The sequence below is a fragment of the Paenibacillus sp. SEL3 genome, from assembly GCF_054602585.1.
This window is the reverse complement of the sequence record NZ_CM137725.1, coordinates 4,282,791-4,307,690: the sequence shown is the minus strand read 5'-3', so window position 1 is coordinate 4,307,690 and position 24,900 is coordinate 4,282,791. Positions and strand designations below refer to the sequence as shown.

Below are 24,900 nucleotides of genomic sequence, written 5' to 3'. Positions count from 1 at the left end.
GTCACCTTTCTGTCGGTTTGTCATGTGTCAGCGTACGCTAATGTAATAGCTTAAAAAGAAAGGGTAGCGCCCTATGGACACCACCCCAAGTGGATATTATTGAGCGTCCAAGCCATAGTTTTTAGCAAGCGCACCCAATCCACCAGCAAAGCCACTACCGATAGCCTGGAATTTCCAGTCTGCATTCTGACGGTAAAATTCACAGAATACGACGGCCGTTTCGGTGGAAAAATCTTCTCCCAAATCGTAGCGCAGCACTTCACGATCCGTTGCTGCATCTACCACACGCACAAAAGCATTGGACACTTGACCAAAGTTTTGCGCGCGTGCCTCGTAATCATAAATGGTAACCGTGATCCCGATACGGTGGATGTTCGCAGGAATCTTCGAGAAATCAACGATGATTTGCTCGTCATCCCCATCGCCCTCACCTGTGCGGTTATCGCCTGTATGGGTAACCGATCCTGCTCCACCTGTCGGGTTGTTGTAAAATACAAAATCATCCGCAGCTTTGGCTTTGCCGTCTTCATAAAGTAGGAAAGCTGAAGCATCCAGGTCAAAGTCCGCGCCACCACTGTATTTATTCGTATCCCATCCAAGACCTACAACGACACGAGTCAAGCCGGGATTCGTTTTGGTCAGATCAATACGTTGTCCTTTGGAAAGGCTAATGGTCATTCCGCATACCTGCTTTCTTTGTATAGATTTTTATGCCAAACCGTAATCGCGCGTCAATCCTGCAAGACCATCTTGGTAGCCGCTACCAATGGCATTGAACTTCCATTCACCGCTATGACGATACAGTTCGCCTACCACAACGCCTGTTTCGATTGAGAAATCTTCTCCCAGGTCAAAGCGAACCAATTCTTCATTGTTTGCTTCGTTTACGATACGAGCGTAAGCACGGGACACTTGTCCAAAGTTTTGGCTGCGTTCTTGTGCTTCATAGATTGTAATCGTAAAAGCGATCTTTTCAACGTTAGCTGGCACGCTACCCAGATCAATTTTAATTTGCTCGTCATCTCCGTCGCCATCACCTGTGCGGTTATCCCCTGTATGAACGACAGAGCCGTTCTCATTTTGTGGGTTATTAAAAAAGACAAAGTTCTTATCGGATTCTACTTTACCTTCCGCATTAGCCAAAAATACGGATACGTCCAGGTCAAAATCTTTACCACCATCATATTTGTTTGTGTCCCAACCGAGACCCACTGTGATTTTGGACAAACCTGGATTTGTTTTCGTCAAATCAATTTTTTGACCTTTGGATAAGTTAATTGCCATGAGTAAGAACCCCTTTTCACATTAAGTTTTGTATGAGCAACCTAAAATTACATATAACGCTGAGCCAGCACATCAATATGTACGGCATGGGTTCCTTCACCGATTGCAGCAAACTTCCATTCGTTGTTATGACGATAGAGTTCTCCGCAGACCAGTGCGGTCAGCCCCTCATAATTATCAGATAAATTAAACGTCACCAGTTCCTTGGAATTAGCACCATCCAGAATGCGGATATACGCTTTCTCGATCATGCCGAAGTCCTGTTTCCGGTTAACGCAATCATATATATTCACAACAACAAGCACTTTGTCGACATTGGCAGGAATACGTGCCAGGTCAATTTCAATTTGTTCATCATCGCCGTCACCTTGTCCGGTCAGGTTATCACCGGAATGCACGACAGAGCCACATGGACTTTTTTTATTGTGGAAACACACTACGTTATCTGACTGAGTCAGTTTTCCGTTGGCATCCAGCAAAATGGCAGAAGCGTCACAATCAATATTGGGTTGCTTCTTGAAGCCAAAAAATCCTTTGGACTGTACAGGGTCCCATCCCAATCCTGCTATAACCTTGGTCAGTCCTGTGTTTCCCTTGGTCAAATCAATTTTCTGGCCCTTGACCAGATTAATTACAGCCACTGATTAACACACCTCCCTTCCGTAAAATTTACAGACTAAATTCAGACGGATTCAAACCAAGCGCGCCGCAAATCTCAGCCACAATTCGCTGCTCATTGGCATCAAAGTCACCATCAGCTGCGCCAATAGCGCTACATACGCCAATGACGAGTCGGCCTACTTCTGGCTTACCTTTCAATTTACCAATCGCCTTCAGTGCTTCCTGTTTACCGATTTCAGGTGAAAACTCAAAGTTCGCTACATAGTGATTGAAACGGTTGATGACCTCACCCATATCAAACACTTTCAATTCTTCACTGATATTTATGTATCCGGCCATTTTTGTTTTCTCTTCCGGACTAATCGTACCGTCAGCAAATGCTACTAATGCACAGCCTGCAACAACAGCTTCCATAAAATCTTTATTCTTAAACTTCTTAACTTGGTCTCCAAGTCCTTTTTTAGTTGTATTCAACCAATTTTTAAATGTACTCATGTTTCCCTCCACAATTACGTATTTGGGTAAAGGCATCCTAGTTAATTTCTTCCTTTACTATAACCTGAATTACGATCTTTTTCTACAATAATATACAAAAATACGGTAAATCCGATCTATTTATTATTAGTATCCTCTCTATCTTTAGCCCTATTTTCTACATAAAAGGCCCTCTTCTATCATCCATCATTTGCTACCCCAATTGCAAGTCTGTAGCTTAATACAACCCTATTCTTCTAGATGGATTGACAGTATGAGAGGAAAAAGATATTATTCTATCAAATTACGAGTATTTTTCCAGTAATAATACAAAATAGTAAATTTAATTCAAAAACGAATAGGCACAGCCTTCCAATTCAACGGAATCCTTGCGCCTTTTACCATAATCCGCAACCGCCATATTTGTTATTTATAAGAGACACGGTCACCAATCACATACTTTTCTTAATACGAATTACCTCGCTCTTGGGAACGGAGGAGTCATGGTATACAACGAATGACTTATCAAAATGCTGCAAGTAATCAGCATTTTGCGATTTTGGCGAAAGGATAATCATTTTGCGTGTCAGTTCCTGCTCATACAATTCAAACACCCTTGCCTTGCGGCTCTCATCCAGAGCGCTGTCAAATTCATCCAAAACAATATAACCTGGATTGGTTTCTATGGTTTTTAACAAAGCCAGAGCAAACAACAGTGAACTAAGTGATTCTTCTCCGCCAGACACACCTTTACCTACTTTATTTCCTCGTCCCTTGAGGCTAACCTCCTCCAAAGGACCTCGATGTCCCTGCTTCCTAGCTCTTACGTTTAAGAAATACTTAAGCTCCCCATGTTTGCCCTCTTGATGGTGCCATGTAACTTCTCCATCAAAACCGAATAAATCCATATAATTAATGAATTTCTGATTGACGCGATGTACCTCGTTTTTAACAGTATTAAATAGCTTATCCTCCAACTCCTTAAGCTGCTCCTCCAGTTGTTCCATAAGCAACCTTGCATTTTGTACATCCTGAGTGCCTCTTTCAAATGCTTCTCGGGTACTTTCATAATTTTCAATGGAAAATTCATTAACCCTCTCATCACAAGCAAGCTGGAGTCGAGTACGAGCTTGCTCAAGCTCGGCTTGCAATGCGGGCTCTGTTCTCAATATCATATCTTCCGTTTCTATTTTTTCTTGCTCTATTTCATGCCATAAAAAATCCAGCTTTTCATGCCACTTTTCTACATCCAGATTGATTTCAGCCTGCTGTCTCTGGAAAACATCACGTTTTTCAATGTTTTTTTCCTTTTGCCGATTCATCTGTTCAATGCTTCCTTCTGTATCTAGCATTTGACTCTTCTTATCCCGTAATCTGCGTTTAGTGCTCTCAATCTGGGTATCAAGATCTTGCAGACGTTTGTTCAAATCCTTAAGTGTTGATATAAACTCTTCTTTCTGCCCCCGTAATTCTTCTAATTCTTTATCTAACTGTTGGAGACGCTCAATCTGTTCCCGTTCATGCTCATATCGTTCATACACGTCTGCATATTCTTGAAGTCGATCACAATCCTGATACAGCTTGGCAAAAGTTTCATTCAGACTCTTGATCTCCGCTTCCACTACAGTCCGTCGCTCTTTCGCCACTCCGCTCTCCTCGTTGGATTGTTCCAACTGCTTTATTCGCAGCTCCCGGTCGGCACTGTCAGCTAAAAAGGTTTCAGCCTGCTGTACTTGCAGTTGGACAGAACGAAACACCCCTAACCGTTCCTGAACCTTATCCCAAGCGGCAATACAGCTGTCATAATTCTGCTGTGCTGCTCTGATTTCTTCTTGAACCTTACGTTTGCGAATGAGAACGCCTTTCGTATGAAGCAGCGACTGCTTTTCTTCCTGCGGACCTCTCCGTACATATGGCTCACGCAATATTCCATTCTCTATTCGGGTCCAGTGTACTCCTTGCTCCAGCTCATACAACCACCACATCGCTCGTTGTGCAGCTGCATACATCTCATCATTCAGACCTTCCTTAACCTGAATATGCAACTTCTCCAGACGCTTTAGGGAACGTTCAGGAACAACCAAAGGTAGCTCAACATGGATCAGATCATTAGGTGGGGTAAAGGATTTACTGTCTACAAAAATACTGTACTTCACCGCTTCCAATTGAAATTCCTGTTCCAACGGTGCCTGCTCATTCATTTCTAGTAATTGCTGCATTGTGTACACTTGGATACCAAGCTGTCTGAACATGCGAACGGATTCTTCTTGTCGTTTAGACATGAATTTATTTGTGTTTAAAGAAGATTCCTCCTGCTTCAGATTCTCCAGCTTTCGCGATAGTTGCCTGGACTCATCTTGTAATACCAAATGCCTTGCGTCCAACTCTTCAATTTGCCTTTGCACATGAGAGCTTTCACCAAATTTCTGAAGTATTTCACGTGATCGTTCTTCTTCCTCCCGATCCTGCTCGGTCAGAGCCGATAATTTTCCTATCTCCCTTAACAACTTGTCTATTCTCGCCTGTAGCTCAAGGTCCTCAATATTTGCTACGCCTCGCTTTTCTTCCGTTTCTTTCATTCTCTTTTGAGCATCAGCTAACAGTATATTTACTTCTTCAGCTGAATACTTAATCCCCCTCATCTCTTCGGCCAGGCCTTTCAAAAGATTGGTAAGATTTTTATGTTCTTGATCTCGCTCTTTTATGTCTGTCTCTACTTTTATGAGCTGTAACTCTACAGTTTGCAACCTTAATTCAAGATCCTGTTTTTGCGATTGACGATCTGTCTGTGTTTCCTGCAGCCGTTCTATATCCGCAAGTAACGTCACCTTTTTCTCCAGATGTTCTGCCTCATCAAACTCCAACTGCTCAATTTGGCCCTCTAGTAACTTCTGCTCACGTTGATACATGTCCTGGAGCTTCGCAGATGTTCGCACAAAAATTTGCAAGTTATCGAGCCTGCTCCGGTTGCGGTTCAACAATTTATCCCGCTCTTTTTGCCATCTTTCCAACTCAAAATTATGTTGAATCTGATTACGTTCCGCTTCCTCACGGGTTTTCATTCCATCCAGTAGCTGTTCCTTGGCTCCTTCCCAGGTACGCTGCATCTTGTCAATTTGCGTCATTTCACCAAAGATGCGAAACCGTTCCTCTGGTCTCATCGTTGCAAATTGATTCACGTCCTGTTGATACCAGATCAGATAAAATGCATCGGGATCAACTACATATTTATGCTGCAATTGAAAACGATACTCTTTAAAATTGTTCACACTGTCTCCGGAGGTAAAACGAGTCTCCTTGTCCCATACTCCATTTTGTTCACCTTCACGAATCCAATATTGTCGTTTAAGCGGCTCGAAAGGCTTTTGTTCCACTTGTAATGTGAACTGGATATATGGAGCTGCATCAATCGGATTTGGACTTATATTAGCGAACACAAGCTGAATTTGAGCGTTCCAAACCTGATGCTGCTCAATATTTTTGGAACGAAGACCCTCCAACTCTACTTTAACGGAGTTAAGTACGGCACCCATACAAAATGTCAACGTCGACTTACCTGACCCATTGGGTCCTGTGATAAGAATATGCTCCATGTCCCCGCTCAGATCCAAACGTGTTGGCGGGTAATCGCGTATGCCGGAAATACTTATTTCCCAAGGAATCATCGTGCTTCTCCGCCCCCAAAATTATATCTTTTAAAAAATTTTAGCACTTCATCCATATGCAACTGTTGAGATTGACTAAACTCTGTAAAGCGCTTTAAGTAAGCATTGCCAAACATTCGGCTGCCGATGGCTGTAAGCTCATAGGCTTCCTCATCTGTATCACTGTTAAAAAGTGTAATAGCTCCAATTTTGAGTAATGGTTCAAGATTGGATTTCATTTTTCTACGAATATCTAATGTCTCATGACCGAACGTTTCGACCAATTGTTTGAATAAGGTAAATTCATTTTGCAGAACATCCTGATGATAAAAAATAAACATGAGTAGTGACAGGCTTTCAGCAGATAACATTTCCTTTGCTTGCTGTGCAGGAACGCGCATGAGCACAATGGTCTGATCCTTCCGCTCATCGTACACAAGTTGAAAATATCGGGCAACCGATTGGTTAACACGCACGATAAATTGTTGAAAAGCCTCTAATTCTTCTGGCTTAAGCTTAAGCAAACGCATAACTTCCCGTCTAGAAAGACCAAAATTGTCTTTGCGTACCGTAGCCGAAGAGGAAAACATAATTTGCATAAATGCGTGTTCTTCTTCCGGTTTTAGCACAGCCGTCAAGGACGCCATTGCGGATAAAGATTGATAATTATCAACATAGTTATCATCATTCGTTTCGGGTTGTTCGAACAACATATCGTCGGTCTGATTCATCAATCCATTCCCACTCCTTTTCTCTAACCGACTCTTCCGAATCCAACTCTGCTGCCTCAGAAGATTCTCTAAATATTTCAGCTTGCCGATTGGACACGACAGCCGATATCGCCAACAGTGCATTGATTGCATCTGTCCACTGTTCTGATCCAGCCTCTAATATGAGGGGCTCAATCCCTATTTGCTTGTGCAAAGAGAGAACGCGCTCCACATCCTCTGTGCGGATCATTGTCTTGGTCAACTGCCAAGCCGCATTCTCCATATGATCATTCAGTTCATGCTCTGTCCATTCTTTTGCATCCGTAAACTCCTCTATGATATCCGACTCTATCGGGTCTATAGAAGGCTTATAATTTTCCAAATATTCAATTGCAGATGTGATCTGCCGTTCCGGTATAGGGGAAGCAAACTTCACAGGAATCCATAATCCGTCCAGACGTTCCCCCTCATCCCGATCCTGTTCCATAAAGCTCAATATTTCCGTACCGTTCGGTTGTGTAGAATCCGGTTTTTTATGAAAGGAGTCTATCACATACTGCTTAAAAGCCATCGAATCAATTTGTATACCAATTTCTGTTTCTCGAATATGGGCAAATTTTAATATTTTTTGCAGTGTAGACAAGCTAATTTGCGTACCTTGCAGCATAACGAATGTTCCTTTTTTGAATAAACGATCCCATTTAAGTCCCTCTTCAAATGTCTTCATTTTATCCATTCGTTCATTAAGTCGCTTGTCCAATTGTCCCATTAATTCCACAATAATTTGCACCTGCGGGAGAGCATGTCTGTCTGACAAAAATTCAAGCTGACGCTCCTGAAGCTTGTCAACGGCTTCTTCCACATTCCGAACCATACTGGCTAATCGATTTCCGCCTGATATCCCCTTATCGTCATAAGCTTCGCTCAGATCCGCATCACGCGCAGCCTGAAATAACGATCTGGCAATCTCATCTCTCATGTAAAAAGCAAGGGAATCGTTCGCAAGTCGGATAAGCACATCCATCAATCGCTTACCAACATCCATCATTAAAATTCGACGTTTTCCCCGCATAATCCAATTATATTTTTCCAGTACATTCAACAACCTGTCTACAGATACAGGCGGTTCTGTTCCATAACGATTGCGATAACGATAATAAAGAGCACTGGCATTTTCAAGCGGTTGTTCCAGGCCCAAGGCCTCCTCGTGAATCAGATTAAGCAGTTGGAGCATATGTAGCACTTTTAGCGGTTCCTCAAAATATTCCCGCAGCTCATTCAACACACCTGACAGCTTAATCACATCCCGGAGTGATTCCCTGACAAGAGGTGTATCAGCATTCTCATCAAATATTGAAACTAACCGTTGATCCATGTTTTCCATAGTTCTACTCCTCCAAGGAATTCCTCCTGTTCCATGAGCCTGCCCTCAAGCAGAACCTGTTGTATAGCCTGTTGATATTGCTCCCACGTGCTATAAGCGCCCACTTGCCTGTTCATTGGCTCAGAAAGTAGCCATTTTACTTGCAGTCGCTGAAAAGGCTGTAACAGCTCCCTTACATGAGCAGCTATCACTCCACCAGACTGATCTGTATCACACCAGACAAGTACCTGGGTAACGGACGGTGAATTGCCCATAACGTCCTGAATCAACTTGCGATGACCACTTCTGATCTGACCATCCAATCCAATAACGAGGCTTCCACTGGAGCGAAGAAAAAGAGAATCTGCACACAGCCGAGTGAGCAACGCTCTGTTTTCAACAAGCCAGATGACCCGGCATGGAGTGCTAAACTCCATTTCAAACACCGTCAGATCTGTGGTGGCGTGCATAAAACCTGTCGGGTAGTAAAGTCCTGAACTTCCAGCCAGTTCACCAGCAAACAGGATTGGCGTAACTGCTCCCAGACTAACTAAGCCAATAAAGTGCAAAGGCATGCCCAAGTCTTCCTCCAACTTGCCCAGGAAGTCTTTTTTGTCCATATCAAAAGCTTTAGAGCCCCCGATTTGACCATAATAAGCAGCTCCAATCTGCTTCCAGTCAAATTGCTCATGCTCCATTCGCACAGTAGCAACAGCCAGCACAAAATGAACATACTTGCTAAGGCGGCTTTCTCTCCATTGCACTTCTAATGCAGCGCTAACTGGCTGGAATGCTTGTTCTCTATAGCTGTCCATAAGGGCAGCGCGTAATTTTTCTATATATGCATATAGCTTGTTCAACGCTACATCCTGATATTTGTCCATACTTCGAACATCTGGTAACTGGTTTAGCAGTGTTTCCGTCTGGCTAATCCAGCCTGTCAATCGCTTAAGCATTTCCTCCTGTTCCGCTCTATAATTTTTCCTCTGCATACTGTAAAGTAAATATCCCATCACATAAAAAATTCTCTTCATTGTCTTGCCATCTTTTAAATATTCAGTCTTCCGATAAATCAGTCCTTTTTCAACCCAATCGCTAAGTCGCTCCTGGGTTATGTCCATCTCAAGGCTATAAAGCTGCTTTTCCGTCTTCTTCACAAGAGTACTGTGAAAAATCGTTAGCAACATACGAGAATCTTCACCCGTTAGGATCAAATTCTCTCGTGGACAAGAGCCTCTTATATTACCTATTTTTTTATAAATCCTGGTGGAATATTTCATAATTTCTATATCAAAAGAGTTACCTGTAAAAAGATTATTTTGCAGTTCTTCTCCTTTTTTAACATAGTTCCCTTCTATGAATGACAACACTTCCAAATGCTGTATCTTCGATTCGTTCACTTTAATCTCCCGTTCATGGCTACATTTTTCAACCATTGTATCACATAGCACCAAAGCTAGATGATGTTCTATCAACTAAACTCGAATTCATTAAACCCTAATTTAAAGGGTTCGCTTATCCTTCCAACATAAAAAGCACCGTTCAAATCGCATAATACGAAATGAACGGTGCATCCGTAAACCCCAAACTTTGGATTACACACTTCTTCAGTTATAATCTTCCCAATAGCGATACTCCATTTCATTCTCACCTTTGGTGACGATGATCATGTTCTCAATATGTCCCGTTTCTTTATTCGTTCGGTAGATCATGGTACGGGTTTCGCCCTCATCGGGTACAGAGAAAAGTACTTTGTCACTGAGCATGCCGCCACCAATGCCAACGACGTGTTCCCCCCAGCCGGAGGCTGCGCCAGTACCGATGCCCGAACCTCCCCCACTAACACCAGCCCCGCGCGACAAAATAAGACCTATTCCATATCCGGTGACGGTCTGGGCCGTTTTACCTAGAGCATGCTCTCCGGCGGATTGGGTATGCTTTTGGACCCAGTAATCATATTTATCCGTATTTTGCTCATAACTCACAACATTCCCTTTTTTATCTATAGATATATCCGTTTTGCTTCCGTCTTTACCTGTCAGTTCGGTGACGGCGACAAGGGAATCGGATGTGATCTTGGAGGTCTCTCCTGTATTGTAATCTGTACGGGTAACGGAGTCCTCATATTGCAGCTGCAGGACATTCATCTGGTCGTGAATTTTCTGCATAACCTGCTTGTCGCCGATGGCCTCGGCGTTTTTCAGTAGTTCCTCATATTGATGATATTTAACCGCGTCTGACTGCTCCCATTCGTCAATGTTTTTGGGCTGCTTGGCAATTTCACCACCATGATCTCCAGCCTCTCCACTGCCTGCCAGCGCTGCGCTAGCGCTCATTGCCGCTGCTAGGGCTGTCCAGAAGCCACGTGTGCTCTCACCATCCGCATTTCTAAATTTCGAAGCGATGCTTTTCAGCTCAATTTCAATGGATTGAACCTTATTTAATACAGAAGATAGTGTATATTTAGCCGTTCGATAGTCATTATAAAAACGATTCCTCTCCATACCATCCCACTGGCTGTGAAGGTGGTTCATTGTGCTATCCAGGCCATTTAGCTGGTTATACAGTGTGCCGTGGGCATTGGCAAATTGGGAGGCCACGCTGTCCAGCTGCTCCGGTGTGACTTGGATTTTTGTCATGGTGATCACATCCCATCTATGAAAATAGGAGATAGAAATTATATTTTACAGTAAGCCTTATTTCATATTGTAAGCTATAAAGGTCGGACATTCATGAGGATTTATACGTATTTGTGTATTCAGAAGCAGTTCCTTTGATATAATGAATCCATATGAGTTCATTTCGACAAATACATTATTGAAAGTCAGGTGTAGGGACATGTCAGACAAAAAAATTATCTTTTTCGATATCGACGGTACGTTACTGGACGATGACAAGAAAATGCCGTTAACGGCAGAAAAGGCCGTCTTTGCTTTGAAAGAGCTGGGACATGAGGTGGCCATTGCAACAGGCCGTGCACCTTTTATGTTCAAAGATATCCGCGAGCAGTTGGAAATTGACTCCTACGTCAGCTTTAATGGGCAATATGTCGTGCTCCGCGGGGAAGTGGTCGCTACCAATCCGTTGAACAGAGAAGCCTTGCAAACGATGACCGATCTGGCCCTCACACATAATCATGCCCTTGTATATATGGATCATATGGACATGAAGGCCAATATTCCTAACGATGAGCTTGTAGAGAAATCGGTCCAAACGCTTAAGGCTAAGATTTCAGTTGGATACGATCCGCTCTATTTCCAAGGAAGAGATATTTATCAGACGCTGTTAATGTGTACAGCAGAAGAAGAGCCTTTCTATGAAACGGTATTCAAGGCGTTTGACTTTGTGCGCTGGCATCCGAGTTCTGTGGACGTTGTTCCTCATGCTGGTTCCAAAGCGAAGGGTATCCGCGAAATTACGTCCAGACTGGGCATTGCCGCTGAAAATCAATACGCCTTTGGCGATGGCTTAAATGATGTGGAGATGCTGACAGCTATACATAACAGCGTCGCGATGGGCAACGGCTGTGATGAAGCCAAAGCCGCAGCTAAAATGGTCACAAAACGCGCAGATGAAGACGGTATTTTGTACGGACTGCAAAAGCTTGGTTTGTTAAGCTAACAGAATTGCTGATAGACTGGACATGTTTCGGGAAAAATAAAGTCTGTTTAAAGACTTACATATGAGAAAATAGGAGGTTGTCCTTAAATATGGAGACGGAAGGCTTACGCAATGTCGAACAGCTAGCCATGAAGAAGTACAAAATTTACAAGCAGAGCCTACTCCGGTATTTGGCACGTTCCATGCTGGCGAGTATGTTCATCGGGTTCGGCGTTATTGTAGCCTTCAAGACGGGCAACTTTTTTTACATGGAGCATTCTCCATTCACTTATCCCATGGCGGCGCTCACATTCGGAGCGGCTATCATTCTGATCGCTTACGGCGGCGGGGATTTGTTTACAGGTAACACCTTCTATTACACTTATGCTGCGCTCCGTAAAAAGCTACGCTGGGGGCAGGTGCTTCGATTATGGGCTACCAGCTATGGCGGTAATTTGCTGGGTGCGGGGGTATTTGCACTCCTTATTTACTTGACCGGTCTGTTTGACTCCTCCAGCGTGAACAGCTTTCTACTGAGCGTGGTTGAGCATAAAATGGAAGCGCCTGCAATGCAGCTATTCTTCCGAGCTATTTTGTGTAATTGGCTGGTCTGTCTTGCCTTTTTTGTTCCCATGTTTATGAAGGAAAATGGTGCAAAGATGTTTGCCATGATGCTGTTTGTGTTCTGCTTTTTCATTTCGGGATATGAGCATAGTGTGGCTAATATGTGTACTTTCGCCATTGCGCTCGTGCTGGACCATCCGGGTACAGTTTCTGTCGCTGGCGTGATCCATAATCTCGTTCCGGTTACGCTCGGAAATCTGGTTGGCGGCGTGCTGCTTATGGGGGTTATGTACTATTCGGTGAATCTCCCGTTTTTGGATGAGAAAGAACACTAAAAAAAGAAGCCGTGGGACTTAGGTTCCACGGCTTCTTTGCGTTATTTTAGTAATAGATCATCCAGTGTTTACAAGTTTCTTGCCTTTTATCCTTCTTGAGCAGGAAAATGGATAAACTCCTCCAACTCCTTGAACAACTTCTTGGGATTAACATTGTCAGGTACAACCAGAGTTAGCGGCTCATCCAGCTTCAGCACGTACATGCCTAAAATGGATTTGGCATCTGCCATGCCGCTTTTGCCATGAATCCAGATGTCATACGTATAATTGGATACGATTTGATTGATTTTTTCAATATCCTTAACGTCTTTTACCTTGATGGGTGTCATCATTGCACAGCACTCCCCTGCATTGAATTGAGGCTTACGAAACAAGCCTTAACATCACTTTACCCCATATGAAGCCTGTTGCAAAATCTTAATTTAGAAAATGACATGCGGCGCAGAGCTGATTTTCCAGTAGCTGCCGACCTTTTCAAAATTCACGGTGATTTTCTCATTCGCTTGCTTGGTTTCTGCCGGATAAGGCACGGTCAGCAGGTAGCTGCGCTTCACCGGAGTCATGGTTACCATTTTCGCCGTAGCCCGGTTGAACTCTAACAAATTGCCACCATCTGCGTTCAACTGAGCTAATCTGCCATTAACTTCGACGAAAAATTTACCGACAAATTGCTCACTGGCCTGCTTTGTGTAGGCCTGCGTCAGATAGCTGATCAATTTGGTCTTTGTACCGATGTCCTCGGACAGATAGCGGTAGCTTTTACCGTTCAACTGGAACGACTTACCCACCGGGCTGCCACCACTGATTGCATATTGATAACGAGACTGCGCCTCCAACACAAGCGGAACCGCACTCTCGTGGTTCAGCTTGTCCAGTTGCGTCGGTTTCACGTTGGTAGCCGCTGCTGCTGGCGCTGAAGTGGACGGCTGTTGCGGCTTAGACGGCTTCACAGTCGAAGGTACGATCGGAGCAGCTGCGGGTGCTACCGATGTAGATGGACGCTGTGCTGGTGCAGACGGAGCTACTGGTGTAGCGGCTTTGGCAGAACCTGCGGCTGCAGCCGGGGGCGAGCTTGCTGGAGCCGACGGCGCTTGCGCCGGGGCTGGAGTCGTAGCCGGTGCAGACGCTGCTGGTGCTGGCACCTGACCCGGGGCGGATGCGGCCGGACTGGCAACGCTCGGTTGCGTCGCTTCCGCTGGAGCGGTCACAGCGGGCGCGGCAGCGGCGGCCTGTGCCACGCTCATAAGTGTGGCCGCAATGCATAGTGCGGATAGCTTCGTATTTAATTTCATACTTATATACACCTCCATAATCATATGTCTGCATAAACTGCAGACATTTCTATTATAAGAATTTCGCTTCTCGATTGGGTTGCTAAATTGTTTCTATTTGCCTTTTTTTGTTCATTCTGCACGAAGTTTGTCCGTATTTGCCGGGGACGGTTGCTCTGACTGTTTCACTTGCTTTGCCTCCATCTCTTCCAAAGATAGCGACAGTTGCTTAACAGATCGGTCCAGCTCCTCTAATCTGCGGCTCAAAGTGACGAGGATGTATTTTAACAGAATCAGACTTAATGCAGCAGGGAATCCGACATTAGTTACGAGCTCGATCATACCTTCAGTCGTTAAAGAACTCACAGATTCCGCCTCCTTTTTCATACATATATTCCATTTATAAGAACTAATGTTCCCATTTTTATGAAAGTCATACGTTATCTTGCGGGCTATCATAACAAAAAGAGCTCCAATTCGCTTGGAGCCCTCTCTGTTTTTGTTCATTTTATTTGTTTTCAAACCACTGTCTAACGACATATCAAGGAGTATATATATTCGGCTGCTGGGGCTTGGACATCCCTTCTCCCAGATAAAACCCGGTGTGCGGCGGCTGATTATAAGCTACGTTTTGCCAGGCAACACTCAAGCGATACACTGGATCATGCATAAGCGTGTAAAATCGATGTTCTGACTCGTATGGTGTTGTGTAGATACGCAGCGCTGAATTATCACTTTTACGCCAAATGACTTCCTCACGCCAGTCACCGAACAGATCGGCCTGCAAGGACGGCGTTCCTTTGGTTCCGTTATTGGAACTCGTTCCTGTTGCCGTAAGCAAGTTGGAAGTAGTCGAGTTCGTGTAGTTCCACTTGTCTATCTTTCCAGCGCTTGATGAGGTATGATCCAGCAGTTCACGGAGGAGATCCCCATCCCACCAGATGCCAAAATTAATGGAAGACGGTAGCGTGTTGGTGATGAGCTGTCCCTTGGCTGAACGCAACCCAATACCCGGTGCCCACTGCTCGTTCCCTTTGGTCCGCGGGTCAATGTCTGCTGACATGCCTCTTCCGGTATCCTTGCCTGTATTTACGCCCCATAAAATATTTCCATTACGCGGATCGTACATGGCAGCTCCGTAGGTGGCATTTTTGTCCTCGTTCACCTTGAACACTTCATAGCCCGAACGGTCGGGGTCTAGATCGCCAACATGAAGTGCATCACCATGTCCCATCCCGGTGTTAACCAGCTTCGCTCCGTTATCGTCTACAACCAGCGAGCCATACACAATCTCATCCTTATCATCTCCATCCACATCCGCTACACTCAAGCTGTGGTTCCCCTGTCCAGCCGTTCCGGCATTGGTGGAGCTGTTGCTGTCAAAGGTCCAGCGTCGGCTCAGGTTACCATTCCGCCAATCATATGCGACCAGAACGGTGCGAGTGTAATACCCACGTGCCATCACTATGCTGGGTCTCACGCCATCCAGATAAGCAACCCCGGCGAGAAAACGATCTACACGGTTACCATAATTATCTCCCTAGCTCGATACCGTTCCGCGTGGTGGCACATAGTCAATCGTACTAAGAGCCTTGCCTGTATCACCTGAGAACACAGTGAGAAACTCGGGACCTTTCAAAATATATCCACTCGTGTTTCGATGATCAGCCGAAGCGTCCCCGATCTTTACACCTGTACCATCTACCGTGCCGTCTGCTGTTTTACATACGATCTCTGCTTTGCCGTCTCCGTCAAAATCATAGACGAGAAATTGCGTATAGTGGGCTCCAGCCCGTATGTTCCGTCCCAGGTCGATCCGCCATTTGCGCGTTCCATCCAGTTCGTAGCCATCCAAAAATACATTTCCCGTATAACCGGATTGCGAATTATCCTTGGCATTGGAAGGGTCCCATTTTAACACAATCTCATACTCGCCATCCCCATCGAGATCCCCTACGCTGGCATCATTGGCATGGTACGTGTAGCTCACATTATCCGGAGTTGTGCCTCCCGCGGGCTGCTGGATCGGAACATCCAGATAGTTGTTGTTCCATACCTTCACCGCAGGAGAAGCGGCCTGCTCTGCTCCATTGACCACGGCACGAACGGTATACGAAGATGAGGTCGAACCTGCCTTGTCCAAAAAGTTGGTTCTCGATGGTATCGGCGCATCATTCACCTTGCTTGTCCCTCTGTACAAATTAAAGCCGACCGAATCCGCTTCTGTGCCCAGCAAGCGCCAGCTCACCAGTACACCCTCAGGCACCTTAACAGCGACGGCTCCCCGGTTCAGCTTTTCCATTTGTCTCGTAGAGACAGCAGAGACCTGGCTATCCATCGGGGTGACCACTCCACACAACATGACACCGAGACAGAGTAACGCAGTATACCGAAACCTTTTGTTCATCTGAATCATTAGCTCCTTTCATAGTTTGTATTTTCAATAAATTTATTTTATGTGACTGATAAGTTATTGTTGTTTAAATTCTATGATAGCGCTTACATCAATGTAAAGGGACGAATACGTCCTTTTTGTTCAAAAATCCGGGCTAATGCTTTAAAAATCAGAGGTCCATGAATAATCGTTCTTCATCCGCGATGCTCTGGATATCCTCCGAGCTGATGCTGATATACTGATAGCCCTCTGCCTGTTGTTTTTTCAATGCCAGTTCCTTCATAAAACGCGGGCTGCCCTCTCCGGCATCCTCATCGTAAACAAGCAATAAACCGTCTGTTTTGCGGAAAAGGAGTTCATCCCGTGCCTTGAGTTGCCATATTCCCTGATAGGGCTGACGGCTGACTACTCCCACATAGTCAACTTCGGCACAAATCTGCTGAAAATATTCCTTTTTGTCCTCCTTCCATTTTTCTTCCATATTTTGATAAGCCATCATAATAGAGCATTTTAGGTGGGGATATTGCTGTTTTAGTGCAGTAACGACCTCACAGGCCCACAAGTCCACCCCGTATTGGCCAGGGGTAATCACCCATTCCAGCCCTTCTTCGATCAGGGGAATAAGCCTGCCTGCAATCGCCTTTTTAATATATGGAATGCCTTCGTGCTTCTGACTGAAAATATTCAGCTCATGGGCACGATAGCCCGAAACGAGCAAGTTTTTCATCTTCTCAACGTCCTTCTCCGATTATCATAAAGGTTATTGTACCACTTCAGAGCAGGCCACTAAACACTTCATTTTTTGGTGGAACGATTGGAATATAACACAAAAAAAACGAACCTCTGCCATATAGGCTAAACAAGGTTCGTCTTTTGGAAACTTGGTGTAAATCAGAATTGCTTTTTTGGTGCTTAATGAATTCCTATTACCTCCGCACATCACTCCTCGGACGAGTTCGCGCGCCGATCTTGAATTCTAACATTGCTACTAAATATACCGGCATCACTACTTAGCTTGAACGACGGGTAACTAGGGTCTGCCTCAAGCCGCATTCTGCTATCGAACTGCTGTTCCTGCTGCTGATCTACCCAAAAAGAATAAGGCTCAGACTGTACTGCTTTATCAGTTGCATTGGGCGCGGTGACAACCAAAATGACGAGTACGCCATTGCATCCACAATCCTCGGTGTCATAAAACAGCTTGAACATTCCCGGTCGTCCTGAAAGGGCCATTTCTAGCCTTTCAACGGATAAGGAATCCAATTCCAAATGTATGCTCATGAGATGAATCCTCTCCTTTGTGAGTAAAGTGTGTGGAACCGTCAGCCCCAAAAAGACTAAATTTAAACTATATGTACATTATAGTCATGTTTTTGTATATGTCTATGTGACTGCACTCACTGCTATAAATGATCTCTTTTATCATTACCTCTTTGTACATAAAAAGGTGTAACCCTCCATAGTTGATGGGTTACACCTTTTTAAGAATTCATGACCTGTCTTCAAAAAACAGGCGATCGCAGACAAACATACCGTTTATGGTGTATGAATGCCGACAAATTGAAAGGTCCCTTTCGGGAACGCATTCCACTCATCTGGCTGATTATAGGCAGACGATCCATAGGATATTCCTGACTTGCGGACGAACGTTCCTCCTTGTGGAGTAAACTGTTCATGTGAATTTGGATTTCCTAATACATCCACCACTTGTCCTTGGTATTTTAAAACGTATGCAACAGTGTTAAATTCGTTCGGGTTGTAGAAATCGCCCTCATCATTGAAATACCAAGCATTCGTAATATCCATGAAATCATAGAAAATAGTGTCGATGATTATATAGGGCATGGCAGGATAAACCGGATTAATCGGTAGAGTGGTAACTTTCATTTGGTTTGTTTTCTTCATCCATTGATGAAACTCCAGTGAGTAACCGTCTGCCCGATGGGAAGGATCTCCATTCCCGTTATAATACAATTGCAAAACAATTCTTCCATCCCCGCCATCCACATATTGCGAGAAATATACAGCAGGCGCTTGCTGTGGTTCCTGTTGGACCTGAAATACGACAGCTCTTCCATCCGCTCCTACCACCCATACCAGTAAAGGTTCGGGGGAAAGGGGAATGGAGGTGCCCATGAGTTCTACAGGACCGATGAATGTCGATGATGGCGTTCCTCTATATACCAGGAATTTAGATTGTCCTGGGAAATAACTGGACAGATCCACGGTTCTGTGCGGCAAGCCGTATTTAACCCCTATCGGAGTGATCCCGCCGGAAACCAGTTCGGCATTGCGTGTATTCAACGTGTATTGCACAGAACCTCCCCGACCATCCGTGGCTGTAATGGTAACAGTGGCAAGACCGCTACCTGTTCCAGAAGCCACCGTTAAGATACTGCCATTAATTGATGCACTCACCAATGTCGGATCACTGGAGCTGACCGTAAACTGAAGCACATCTCCATCCTCATCGCTGAACAGCTGTTGCAAATCATAATCTCTTTGCTGTGTAACTCCGGGAGTCAATACCTGCTCGTTTATAGCCGCTACGACTTGAGGAGCTTGATTTAGCTGAGGCATGCTGACGGTAACCGGGAACGTCGCTCCCTCTGCACGTCCGTACTGATCATACACACTGAGTGTTACACTCGTGGTCCCTACACTTACTGGGTTTAACTGTAGTTTCTGACCATTCATATGGGCCGTAGCAATTCCTGGATCATACGTGTCTGCTGTCACTGACAGGGATGCTAGATCCCAGTTCAATAAGAACGGTGAGAGATCCAGTTCTGATGCAGCATCTCCCAATTGAAGCAACTGCTCAGGGATCGCTGTAATAACCGCATTTTCCAATAGATGAACCTGTAGGTCTGCGCTAATCTCTCCGCCTCTATCGTCTTTAGCCGTGATGGTAATCACGGTATTGCCGCTAGTCAACCCATGAATAACAAGCTGATCATTTTGAACTGTAGCATCTGCCACGGCTGGATCAGACGCACTGATCTCATAACGAATCGGGTCATGGTCCGGGTCAGCAAAGATGGTGGACAGATCCACAGTTCCGTCAGCCTTGCCTAAAATCAGATGTACAGCGTCTGGTGCACGGGTTACTACCGGGCTACTGTTAGGTATGGGCAAAACCGTTACAATCAAGGTAACTGTATCTGTTCCACCCTTGCTGTCGTCTGCCGTCAAGGTAATACTTACACTCCCCGCTTGCAGCGACTGCAAAGAGAGCTGAGCTCTCATTAAGGTAGTCTGTACGATGGAAGCATCCGAACTGATCGCTGTGAACACCAGTGGATCGCCATCTGCATCCGTAAATATTGTTGAAAGATCCAGTGTCATATCCGGCTGGCCCAATGTGACGGTTAACGGCTGAGGGGCTTGTCCATGTGGAGCATGGTTAGGAGCGCCCTGAACCGTTAGCTTGAAATCAATCTGCTTTTGGCCTGTGCTACCATCCTCTCCTTGCTGTCCGTCATTGGCAGTGACATGAACGCTCGTACTGCCCGCTCGAAGCGGACTCAGACGCAATTCATCCTCCGCAAGCACCACCGACGCTACAGCAGGATCATCAACCGTAACCTGATACGTTAAGCTTGCATTTTCCGGGTCCTGAACATAATCATTCAAATGCAGTACCGAGTCCGATTGTCCCACAGTAAGGGCCTGATCTGGTATACCCGCAGACACTGGCTGGCCATTCACGGTGATTTTGAAGGTAGACGACACCCTTTTTCCCCGTCCATCATTAGCTGATACACTGATGGATGCTTTTCCGACACTGACTGGCGTAAGCTTTAATGTATTGCCCGATACGGACGCCCGTACGATGCCGGATTGAAGAGAAGCTGCCGAAAAGGTCAAGTTATCCCCATCAGGATCGGTAAAGAATTGGCGTAAATCGTACAACTGTTCACCAGCGCCTTCTGTAATTACACGCTCTACTGAAGCATTTACGACTTCCGGTGAACGGTTAGCGCTGCTGGTTGAACTGGATGAGCTTCCAGAAGATGAGGACGTACCTGTTACACTTGCCGCAGCTAGACCCGTAACAGCGTTGGAAGCTACTCCGGTACCCAGTGTGACCGCAGAAACCTGTACATTTCCACTCACATTTACCTTAGCTGCCGGGTTGCTGACTTGAATATTTTCAATACTGCCTGTCGTTTTCAATTCCAAAGCCCCCGTCCCTGTGACGGTCAGCTGTTGGATTGTACTATTACCTGTCATCTCGACGGACTGGCTGCCATTTACCTGAACGGTCTGAACCGTTCCCTGAAGATTGACTTTGTTCGCCCCTTCATTAACATTCAGCTGCGGCAAGGAAGCATTCGCGCTAACCTCAATGCTTGCGCTGGATTGGACGTTCATGATCGTCGCGCTTGCGGTACCACTAAGTACAACGTGAACTTCTGGCTTTGTGACATCCATTTGCGTCAACGTTGAGCTATCAAATACAACTGTATTGTTATCTCCGCCATTAATATGGGTCTGTCCCTGCACCTGTACATCCTGTGCATAAAAATCCTGCTGTACCCGGGCATCCACCGTTAACTGCTGTTCCACATTCAAGTGCAGTACGGATGTAAAATCACCAGCGATCACCAAATCTCCGTTTAGCGTGGAGCCGTGTCCGTTCAGCACAATGTTTCCACTGAACTCTGCTTCGCCGTCACGAGCCGAAGTCCCGCTGCTGCGAAGCTCCAACCAAGTCACCTTGTCCACTGTTCGGCCTGTGGCATGGAAACGAATGCCCGCGTTGCGCAGCGCGGTCTGATTATCCGCGTGAAAAATGCCGCGCAGCGGCTCTGCCACGTCATACGCGATGCCATTGATCCGTATCTGCTTGCCGTCCATTTCCTCGAGCTGCGAAGCACGCTCCTGTGGAAACAAAGCAGATACGAGTAGGCTGGCCGCATCTACGCGGCTTACCGAGTCTTTGGCGTGTAGATTTCCGCCAAATTCACTCATCAGCCCGTTATTCAGCGCCGCCCGAATCATCGGGGCCGCCCACGGGCTGGCGTCCTTCCACGCCGTCGGCAGCGTCTGTGCCGACGGCGAGTCGGTTGTGCTAGCGGGCGTGCCCGCAGACGTCCCCGTCCCAGCGGACCTGACCAACAGCGCGACCAGTTCCTGGGCGCTGATCAGGTCATTCGGACGGAAGCGTCCGTTGGCGTCGCCCTGCATCAGCCCGGCCTTACGGGCTGCCTCTATAGCCGGGCGCCCCCAACTATCGGCGGGCACGTCCGTGAAGGAGGCAGCGCCGTCCAGGTTGCCCGTCGGAAGCTGCAACGCTTTGACCAGCAGTGCGGCTAGCTCCTGACGTGTGAGCTTCTGCCCAGGTCGGAGCGTTCCGGCGGGGTCGCCTTGGATAATCCCGAGTTCACGGGCTTTTTGCAGTTGTTCCAATTGCTGTGTTGTAAGCTGCTGTACGTCCGTCCAGGTGGCAGTATTGTTCCCTGTCGGCCCATTGGCTACGGAAGCCGCATCTATCACGGTAGCTTGCTCTGCTCCGGCAGGAAGCGAGGGGCTCAGCAGCAGCAATGCAGCTGCCAGCTGAGCGGTTAACTTCTTATTTTTCATGGTGTCATTCTCTCCCTACCGATAAAGTCACCTAAATTAACAGGGGAGTTCGTCCCCTCAACATTCCATTCGCCAGCTTGATATGGATCTGTATTACCAATGACCGTACCACTGTTCCGTCCCAAGGCCTGCCCTTGACCAATAACTGCCATATCAATGAGCACGTTGTTGTAGTACAGCTTAAGCGTAACGGGTTCCGAATTGTTATGTTGTAACTGCAGGAAGGTATAATACCAATCTTCCGATCCGAACGAACTCAAATCATTCGCAATTACAAAGGTTTGCCCAGGCATAATGACATCTCCGTCATTGGCATTTATGATAATCGGGTCTGGTTGGTCGGATCGCTCAATCCAGATTTTATTTTTCTCCAACGGTCTGTTGGTCGGATTGTACAATTCAATCGCCTGGTCCAGATAATCCGGTTCGCCTTGCCACACGACTTCGGAAATGAACAAATCTCTTTTCTCAACAATCACTGGAATCGTAAAAGATGTCGTTTCACCACGATTATCATTTGCTGTCATCGTAAGGAACGTCACACCATTACGCAACGGTTGTATGAAAAGTGTATTCCCTTCTACCTGCCCCCCTGCCACCAATGGATCAGAAGACACCACAGTATAGGTCAACGTGTCGCCATCCTCATCAGAGAACATATCATTCAGCTGCAATATTTGCTGACCATCTCCCGGGTCCAAATATTGAGGTTCAGGCACACGGGTCACTACCGGACGATGATTTACGGGTTGAGGAGCTTCAACTTGGAGCATAAATGAAGTGAAAGAAACGCCCCCACGGCCATCATTCGCCGAAATCTCAATCATCGTAATACCAGCGTTATGCAGTGCTACAAATGAATCTTCTCCATTCTCCACCACACTGCCTACTTGGGGATTGGAGGAAGTGAGGGTATACGTCAAGGTGTCGCCATCCTGGTCCATAAATAACGAACCTGGATACAGCATCAGCTTGTCCTGTAACACATTAGTAACTACGATAGGTAAATGAGGCAAAGCCACAGGTATGTGATTCTCAGGCTGCGGATCAGGCAAAGGCGCATTCACCATAGCAGCTAACTGAAGCGAGGCTGTGCCTCCCTTGCCGTCATGGGCTGTTATCGTCATTAGACTAGTGCCAGCTTGAAGCGGCGTAAGTATAAGCTGATCGCCTGTAACTTCTCCTGTGGCCACTTCTGGCGAAGCCGATTCCACCGTGTAGGTCAGTGCATCGCCATCCTCGTCATTAAACAAGTCAGACAGACTAATCTGCTTGCCACCTTCATTTAAGAGCAAAGGAATGTCATTTAGGCTGTTGCTCGCGACAGGACTATGATTAATGTCCTCCTCATAAGTAGAGCTGGTCACTGTATAGTTGAAAAACACGCTCGCTTTGCCGCCTTTTCCATCCTCTGCCGTAACAAATACCTGTGTGCTTCCTACTGATTTAGGTTTTAAAGTAAGCTGTTTATTTGCCACTTCTGCTTCTGCTACATATACATCCGAAGTGACCGCATGATACGACAACTCATCCTGATCGGCATCGTAAAACACATTTTTCAAATCCACTAGCGTATCTCCGGAACCCATAATGGCATATTGATCGGAAGGAACTATAGCTGAGACAGGTACATGATTAGGTGTTGGTATTGGTGTTGGCGTTGGATTCGTTGTAGAACTGCCACCGCCACCACCGGATGAACTTTTTTTAGTGCTTGTTGAGGATGTATCCGAAGATGCATCCAACGTGGTATCACGTATAATTTGAGTCTCTGTTCCCCGCTCCGCAAGACGGGTCTGTACAGTCTGTATCCCATTGGCGAGACGTACCTGTGTATCGGCAAAATTCAGTTTAAGCTGCTGCCATACACCACTTCCCTGGATCTGAATAGGCTCATGCGTATCTACGATCATTTCGTTTACGTCTGCATGAATCTCTACATTTTTGGCGCCCTGCATCAAGGTTACCTGAGGTAACGTAGCTCCTTGAATTCGCACAAAATCCGCTGCAATAGCTAACTTGCCTTTAAATTCTGACCCTTTGCTATATAAAGTCACCGGATGTTGGGCCGTACCACTTTGCACAATTTGAAGCGCCGACAGATCAGCTACGTTTCGGTTCGATGCCTGATAGGTCAGGGTAGCCCCTTGAAGCGCCGGCACATTGTCCGCTCCGAACAGTTGCTTCAATTGCTGGCCGATCAAATAGGGCTTTCCATCCATATAAGCGATATCCCCGTCGATACGAGAAAGGATTCCCGTCCGTTCACCCGATTGGAACACATTCACCAGAAAGGCTGCGATATCTTGACGTTTTACCTGTACTTTAGAGTCAAACCGATTATCCGGCGTATCCATTAACCCCAGTTTGAGAGCTGCTTCTACGTTGTTTTTGGCCCATGAACTCACCTGATCCCCATCAGAAATGTCTTGAACATCTCCGCCTTGAACATGGGTTCCTCCAATCGCTCTCACCAGAATTGCTGCCAATTCCTCACGGCTCACCGCAGCATTCGGGCGGAAAGCACCTGATTCATCTCCGGTCATTAGACCTGCCGCACGCACAGCTTCTATATAAGAAGCGGCCCAACTCCCCTGCGTATCCTTAAAAGTTACTGCTTGCTCCGTAGCGTCAAGCTTAAGTGCATTAGCCAGCAAAGCTGCCATTTCCTTGCGCGTTAACGGTTGATCTGGACGGAAGGAACCATCTGGATAACCCGTGATTAGTCCTTGCTTCACAGCCTCCTGCACCGCCTGTAATGCCTGGGATGACATAGTGGATTGATCTGTAAAAGAGACTGTACTGGTTTTAGTCACAATCGCAGACGTCTTCCCTTTCGTTTCCGCATGAACAAGCTGGGGCCCCCATGCCATACCTGCCAGCAACGTCACCATCAGCACTTTTTGCCATTCTTTATTTGTTTCTTGATTCATCAGACTCTCCCCCGTAAACGGTTCATTCTTGTTATTAGTGAAAAGATCTTATCATCCGCCTCTGAACCAATTCTGAACAATATTAAAATTTTATTTTTTTCGCAGTCTGGATTTTGT

At 46.0% G+C, this 24,900-nt stretch carries 18 protein-coding genes and 1 pseudogene; 2 read left to right on the top strand and 17 right to left on the bottom strand.

From position 1 onward, the window contains the following. Positions 1-96: 96 nt before the first annotated feature. The 9 genes from ACYCS5_RS19815 to ACYCS5_RS19775 all read right to left on the bottom strand — a co-directional run bounded on the left by ACYCS5_RS19815 (position 97) and on the right by ACYCS5_RS19775 (position 10,735). Complete coding sequence (locus ACYCS5_RS19815) at positions 97-678, bottom strand: TerD family protein (protein ID WP_023987194.1); 582 nt, start codon at positions 676-678, stop codon at positions 97-99. 30 nt (positions 679-708) lie between these two features. Then, the gene (locus tag ACYCS5_RS19810) at positions 709-1,284 is read right to left on the bottom strand and encodes a TerD family protein (protein ID WP_013308970.1); all 576 of its coding nucleotides are present in this window, start codon (positions 1,282-1,284) and stop codon (positions 709-711) included. 47 nt (positions 1,285-1,331) lie between these two features. Further along, positions 1,332-1,925, bottom strand: coding sequence for a TerD family protein (locus ACYCS5_RS19805; RefSeq protein ID WP_069012933.1), 594 nt, complete (start codon positions 1,923-1,925; stop codon positions 1,332-1,334). Positions 1,926-1,953: 28 nt separating this feature from the next. Further along, positions 1,954-2,400, bottom strand: coding sequence for a tellurite resistance TerB family protein (locus ACYCS5_RS19800; protein ID WP_459760028.1), 447 nt, complete (start codon positions 2,398-2,400; stop codon positions 1,954-1,956). A gap of 431 nt (positions 2,401-2,831) precedes the next feature. Beyond that, positions 2,832-6,044, bottom strand: coding sequence for an AAA family ATPase (locus ACYCS5_RS19795; RefSeq protein WP_340884487.1), 3,213 nt, complete (start codon positions 6,042-6,044; stop codon positions 2,832-2,834). Continuing rightward, positions 6,041-6,754 carry a hypothetical protein gene (locus ACYCS5_RS19790; RefSeq protein WP_340884485.1) on the bottom strand — a complete coding sequence of 238 codons (714 nt, stop codon included), beginning with the start codon at positions 6,752-6,754 and terminating at the stop codon, positions 6,041-6,043. Before ACYCS5_RS19790 ends, ACYCS5_RS19795 begins: the two co-directional genes overlap by 4 nt. Continuing rightward, positions 6,708-8,117 carry a hypothetical protein gene (locus ACYCS5_RS19785; RefSeq protein ID WP_459760027.1) on the bottom strand — a complete coding sequence of 470 codons (1,410 nt, stop codon included), beginning with the start codon at positions 8,115-8,117 and terminating at the stop codon, positions 6,708-6,710. Before ACYCS5_RS19785 ends, ACYCS5_RS19790 begins: the two co-directional genes overlap by 47 nt. Further along, positions 8,093-9,496, bottom strand: coding sequence for a Toprim sub domain-containing protein (locus ACYCS5_RS19780; RefSeq protein ID WP_459760026.1), 1,404 nt, complete (start codon positions 9,494-9,496; stop codon positions 8,093-8,095). Before ACYCS5_RS19780 ends, ACYCS5_RS19785 begins: the two co-directional genes overlap by 25 nt. A gap of 207 nt (positions 9,497-9,703) precedes the next feature. Further along, on the bottom strand, positions 9,704-10,735 hold the full coding sequence (locus tag ACYCS5_RS19775; protein ID WP_459760025.1) for a WXG100 family type VII secretion target: 1,032 nt from the start codon (positions 10,733-10,735) through the stop codon (positions 9,704-9,706). Positions 10,736-10,934: 199 nt separating this feature from the next. Between ACYCS5_RS19775 and ACYCS5_RS19770 the strand changes: the two genes are divergently transcribed. Both ACYCS5_RS19770 and ACYCS5_RS19765 read left to right on the top strand, forming a co-directional pair. Continuing rightward, positions 10,935-11,717 (top strand): Cof-type HAD-IIB family hydrolase, encoded by a 783-nt coding sequence (locus tag ACYCS5_RS19770; protein ID WP_029517570.1) that lies wholly within the window; start codon positions 10,935-10,937, stop codon positions 11,715-11,717. Positions 11,718-11,806: 89 nt separating this feature from the next. Further along, the gene (locus tag ACYCS5_RS19765; protein WP_318628264.1) at positions 11,807-12,595 is read left to right on the top strand and encodes a formate/nitrite transporter family protein; all 789 of its coding nucleotides are present in this window, start codon (positions 11,807-11,809) and stop codon (positions 12,593-12,595) included. A gap of 86 nt (positions 12,596-12,681) precedes the next feature. Here ACYCS5_RS19765 and ACYCS5_RS19760 read toward each other — a convergent pair whose 3' ends face one another. The 8 genes and pseudogenes from ACYCS5_RS19760 to ACYCS5_RS19725 form a co-directional block, all read right to left on the bottom strand. Next, entirely contained in the window at positions 12,682-12,927 is a 246-nt protein-coding gene (locus tag ACYCS5_RS19760) for an HPr family phosphocarrier protein (protein WP_023987189.1), read from the bottom strand. A 90-nt stretch (positions 12,928-13,017) separates the two neighbouring features. After that, positions 13,018-13,887: a DL-endopeptidase inhibitor IseA family protein gene (locus ACYCS5_RS19755; RefSeq protein WP_209950002.1), complete on the bottom strand. Its 870-nt coding sequence runs from the start codon at positions 13,885-13,887 to the stop codon at positions 13,018-13,020. 111 nt (positions 13,888-13,998) lie between these two features. Further along, the gene (locus ACYCS5_RS19750) at positions 13,999-14,232 is read right to left on the bottom strand and encodes a hypothetical protein (protein ID WP_039272563.1); all 234 of its coding nucleotides are present in this window, start codon (positions 14,230-14,232) and stop codon (positions 13,999-14,001) included. 175 nt (positions 14,233-14,407) lie between these two features. Continuing rightward, a pseudogene (locus ACYCS5_RS19745) lies at positions 14,408-16,273 on the bottom strand (rhamnogalacturonan lyase). 157 nt (positions 16,274-16,430) lie between these two features. Beyond that, positions 16,431-16,988, bottom strand: a complete 558-nt coding sequence (locus ACYCS5_RS19740; protein ID WP_039272489.1) for an SLOG family protein — start codon at positions 16,986-16,988, stop codon at positions 16,431-16,433. A 212-nt stretch (positions 16,989-17,200) separates the two neighbouring features. Continuing rightward, positions 17,201-17,542 (bottom strand): iron-sulfur cluster biosynthesis family protein, encoded by a 342-nt coding sequence (locus ACYCS5_RS19735; protein WP_029517576.1) that lies wholly within the window; start codon positions 17,540-17,542, stop codon positions 17,201-17,203. A 255-nt stretch (positions 17,543-17,797) separates the two neighbouring features. After that, positions 17,798-21,850 carry an S-layer homology domain-containing protein gene (locus ACYCS5_RS19730; RefSeq protein WP_459760024.1) on the bottom strand — a complete coding sequence of 1,351 codons (4,053 nt, stop codon included), beginning with the start codon at positions 21,848-21,850 and terminating at the stop codon, positions 17,798-17,800. Next, positions 21,847-24,783: an S-layer homology domain-containing protein gene (locus tag ACYCS5_RS19725; protein ID WP_459760023.1), complete on the bottom strand. Its 2,937-nt coding sequence runs from the start codon at positions 24,781-24,783 to the stop codon at positions 21,847-21,849. Before ACYCS5_RS19725 ends, ACYCS5_RS19730 begins: the two co-directional genes overlap by 4 nt. Between the last annotated feature and the right edge of the window lie 117 nt (positions 24,784-24,900).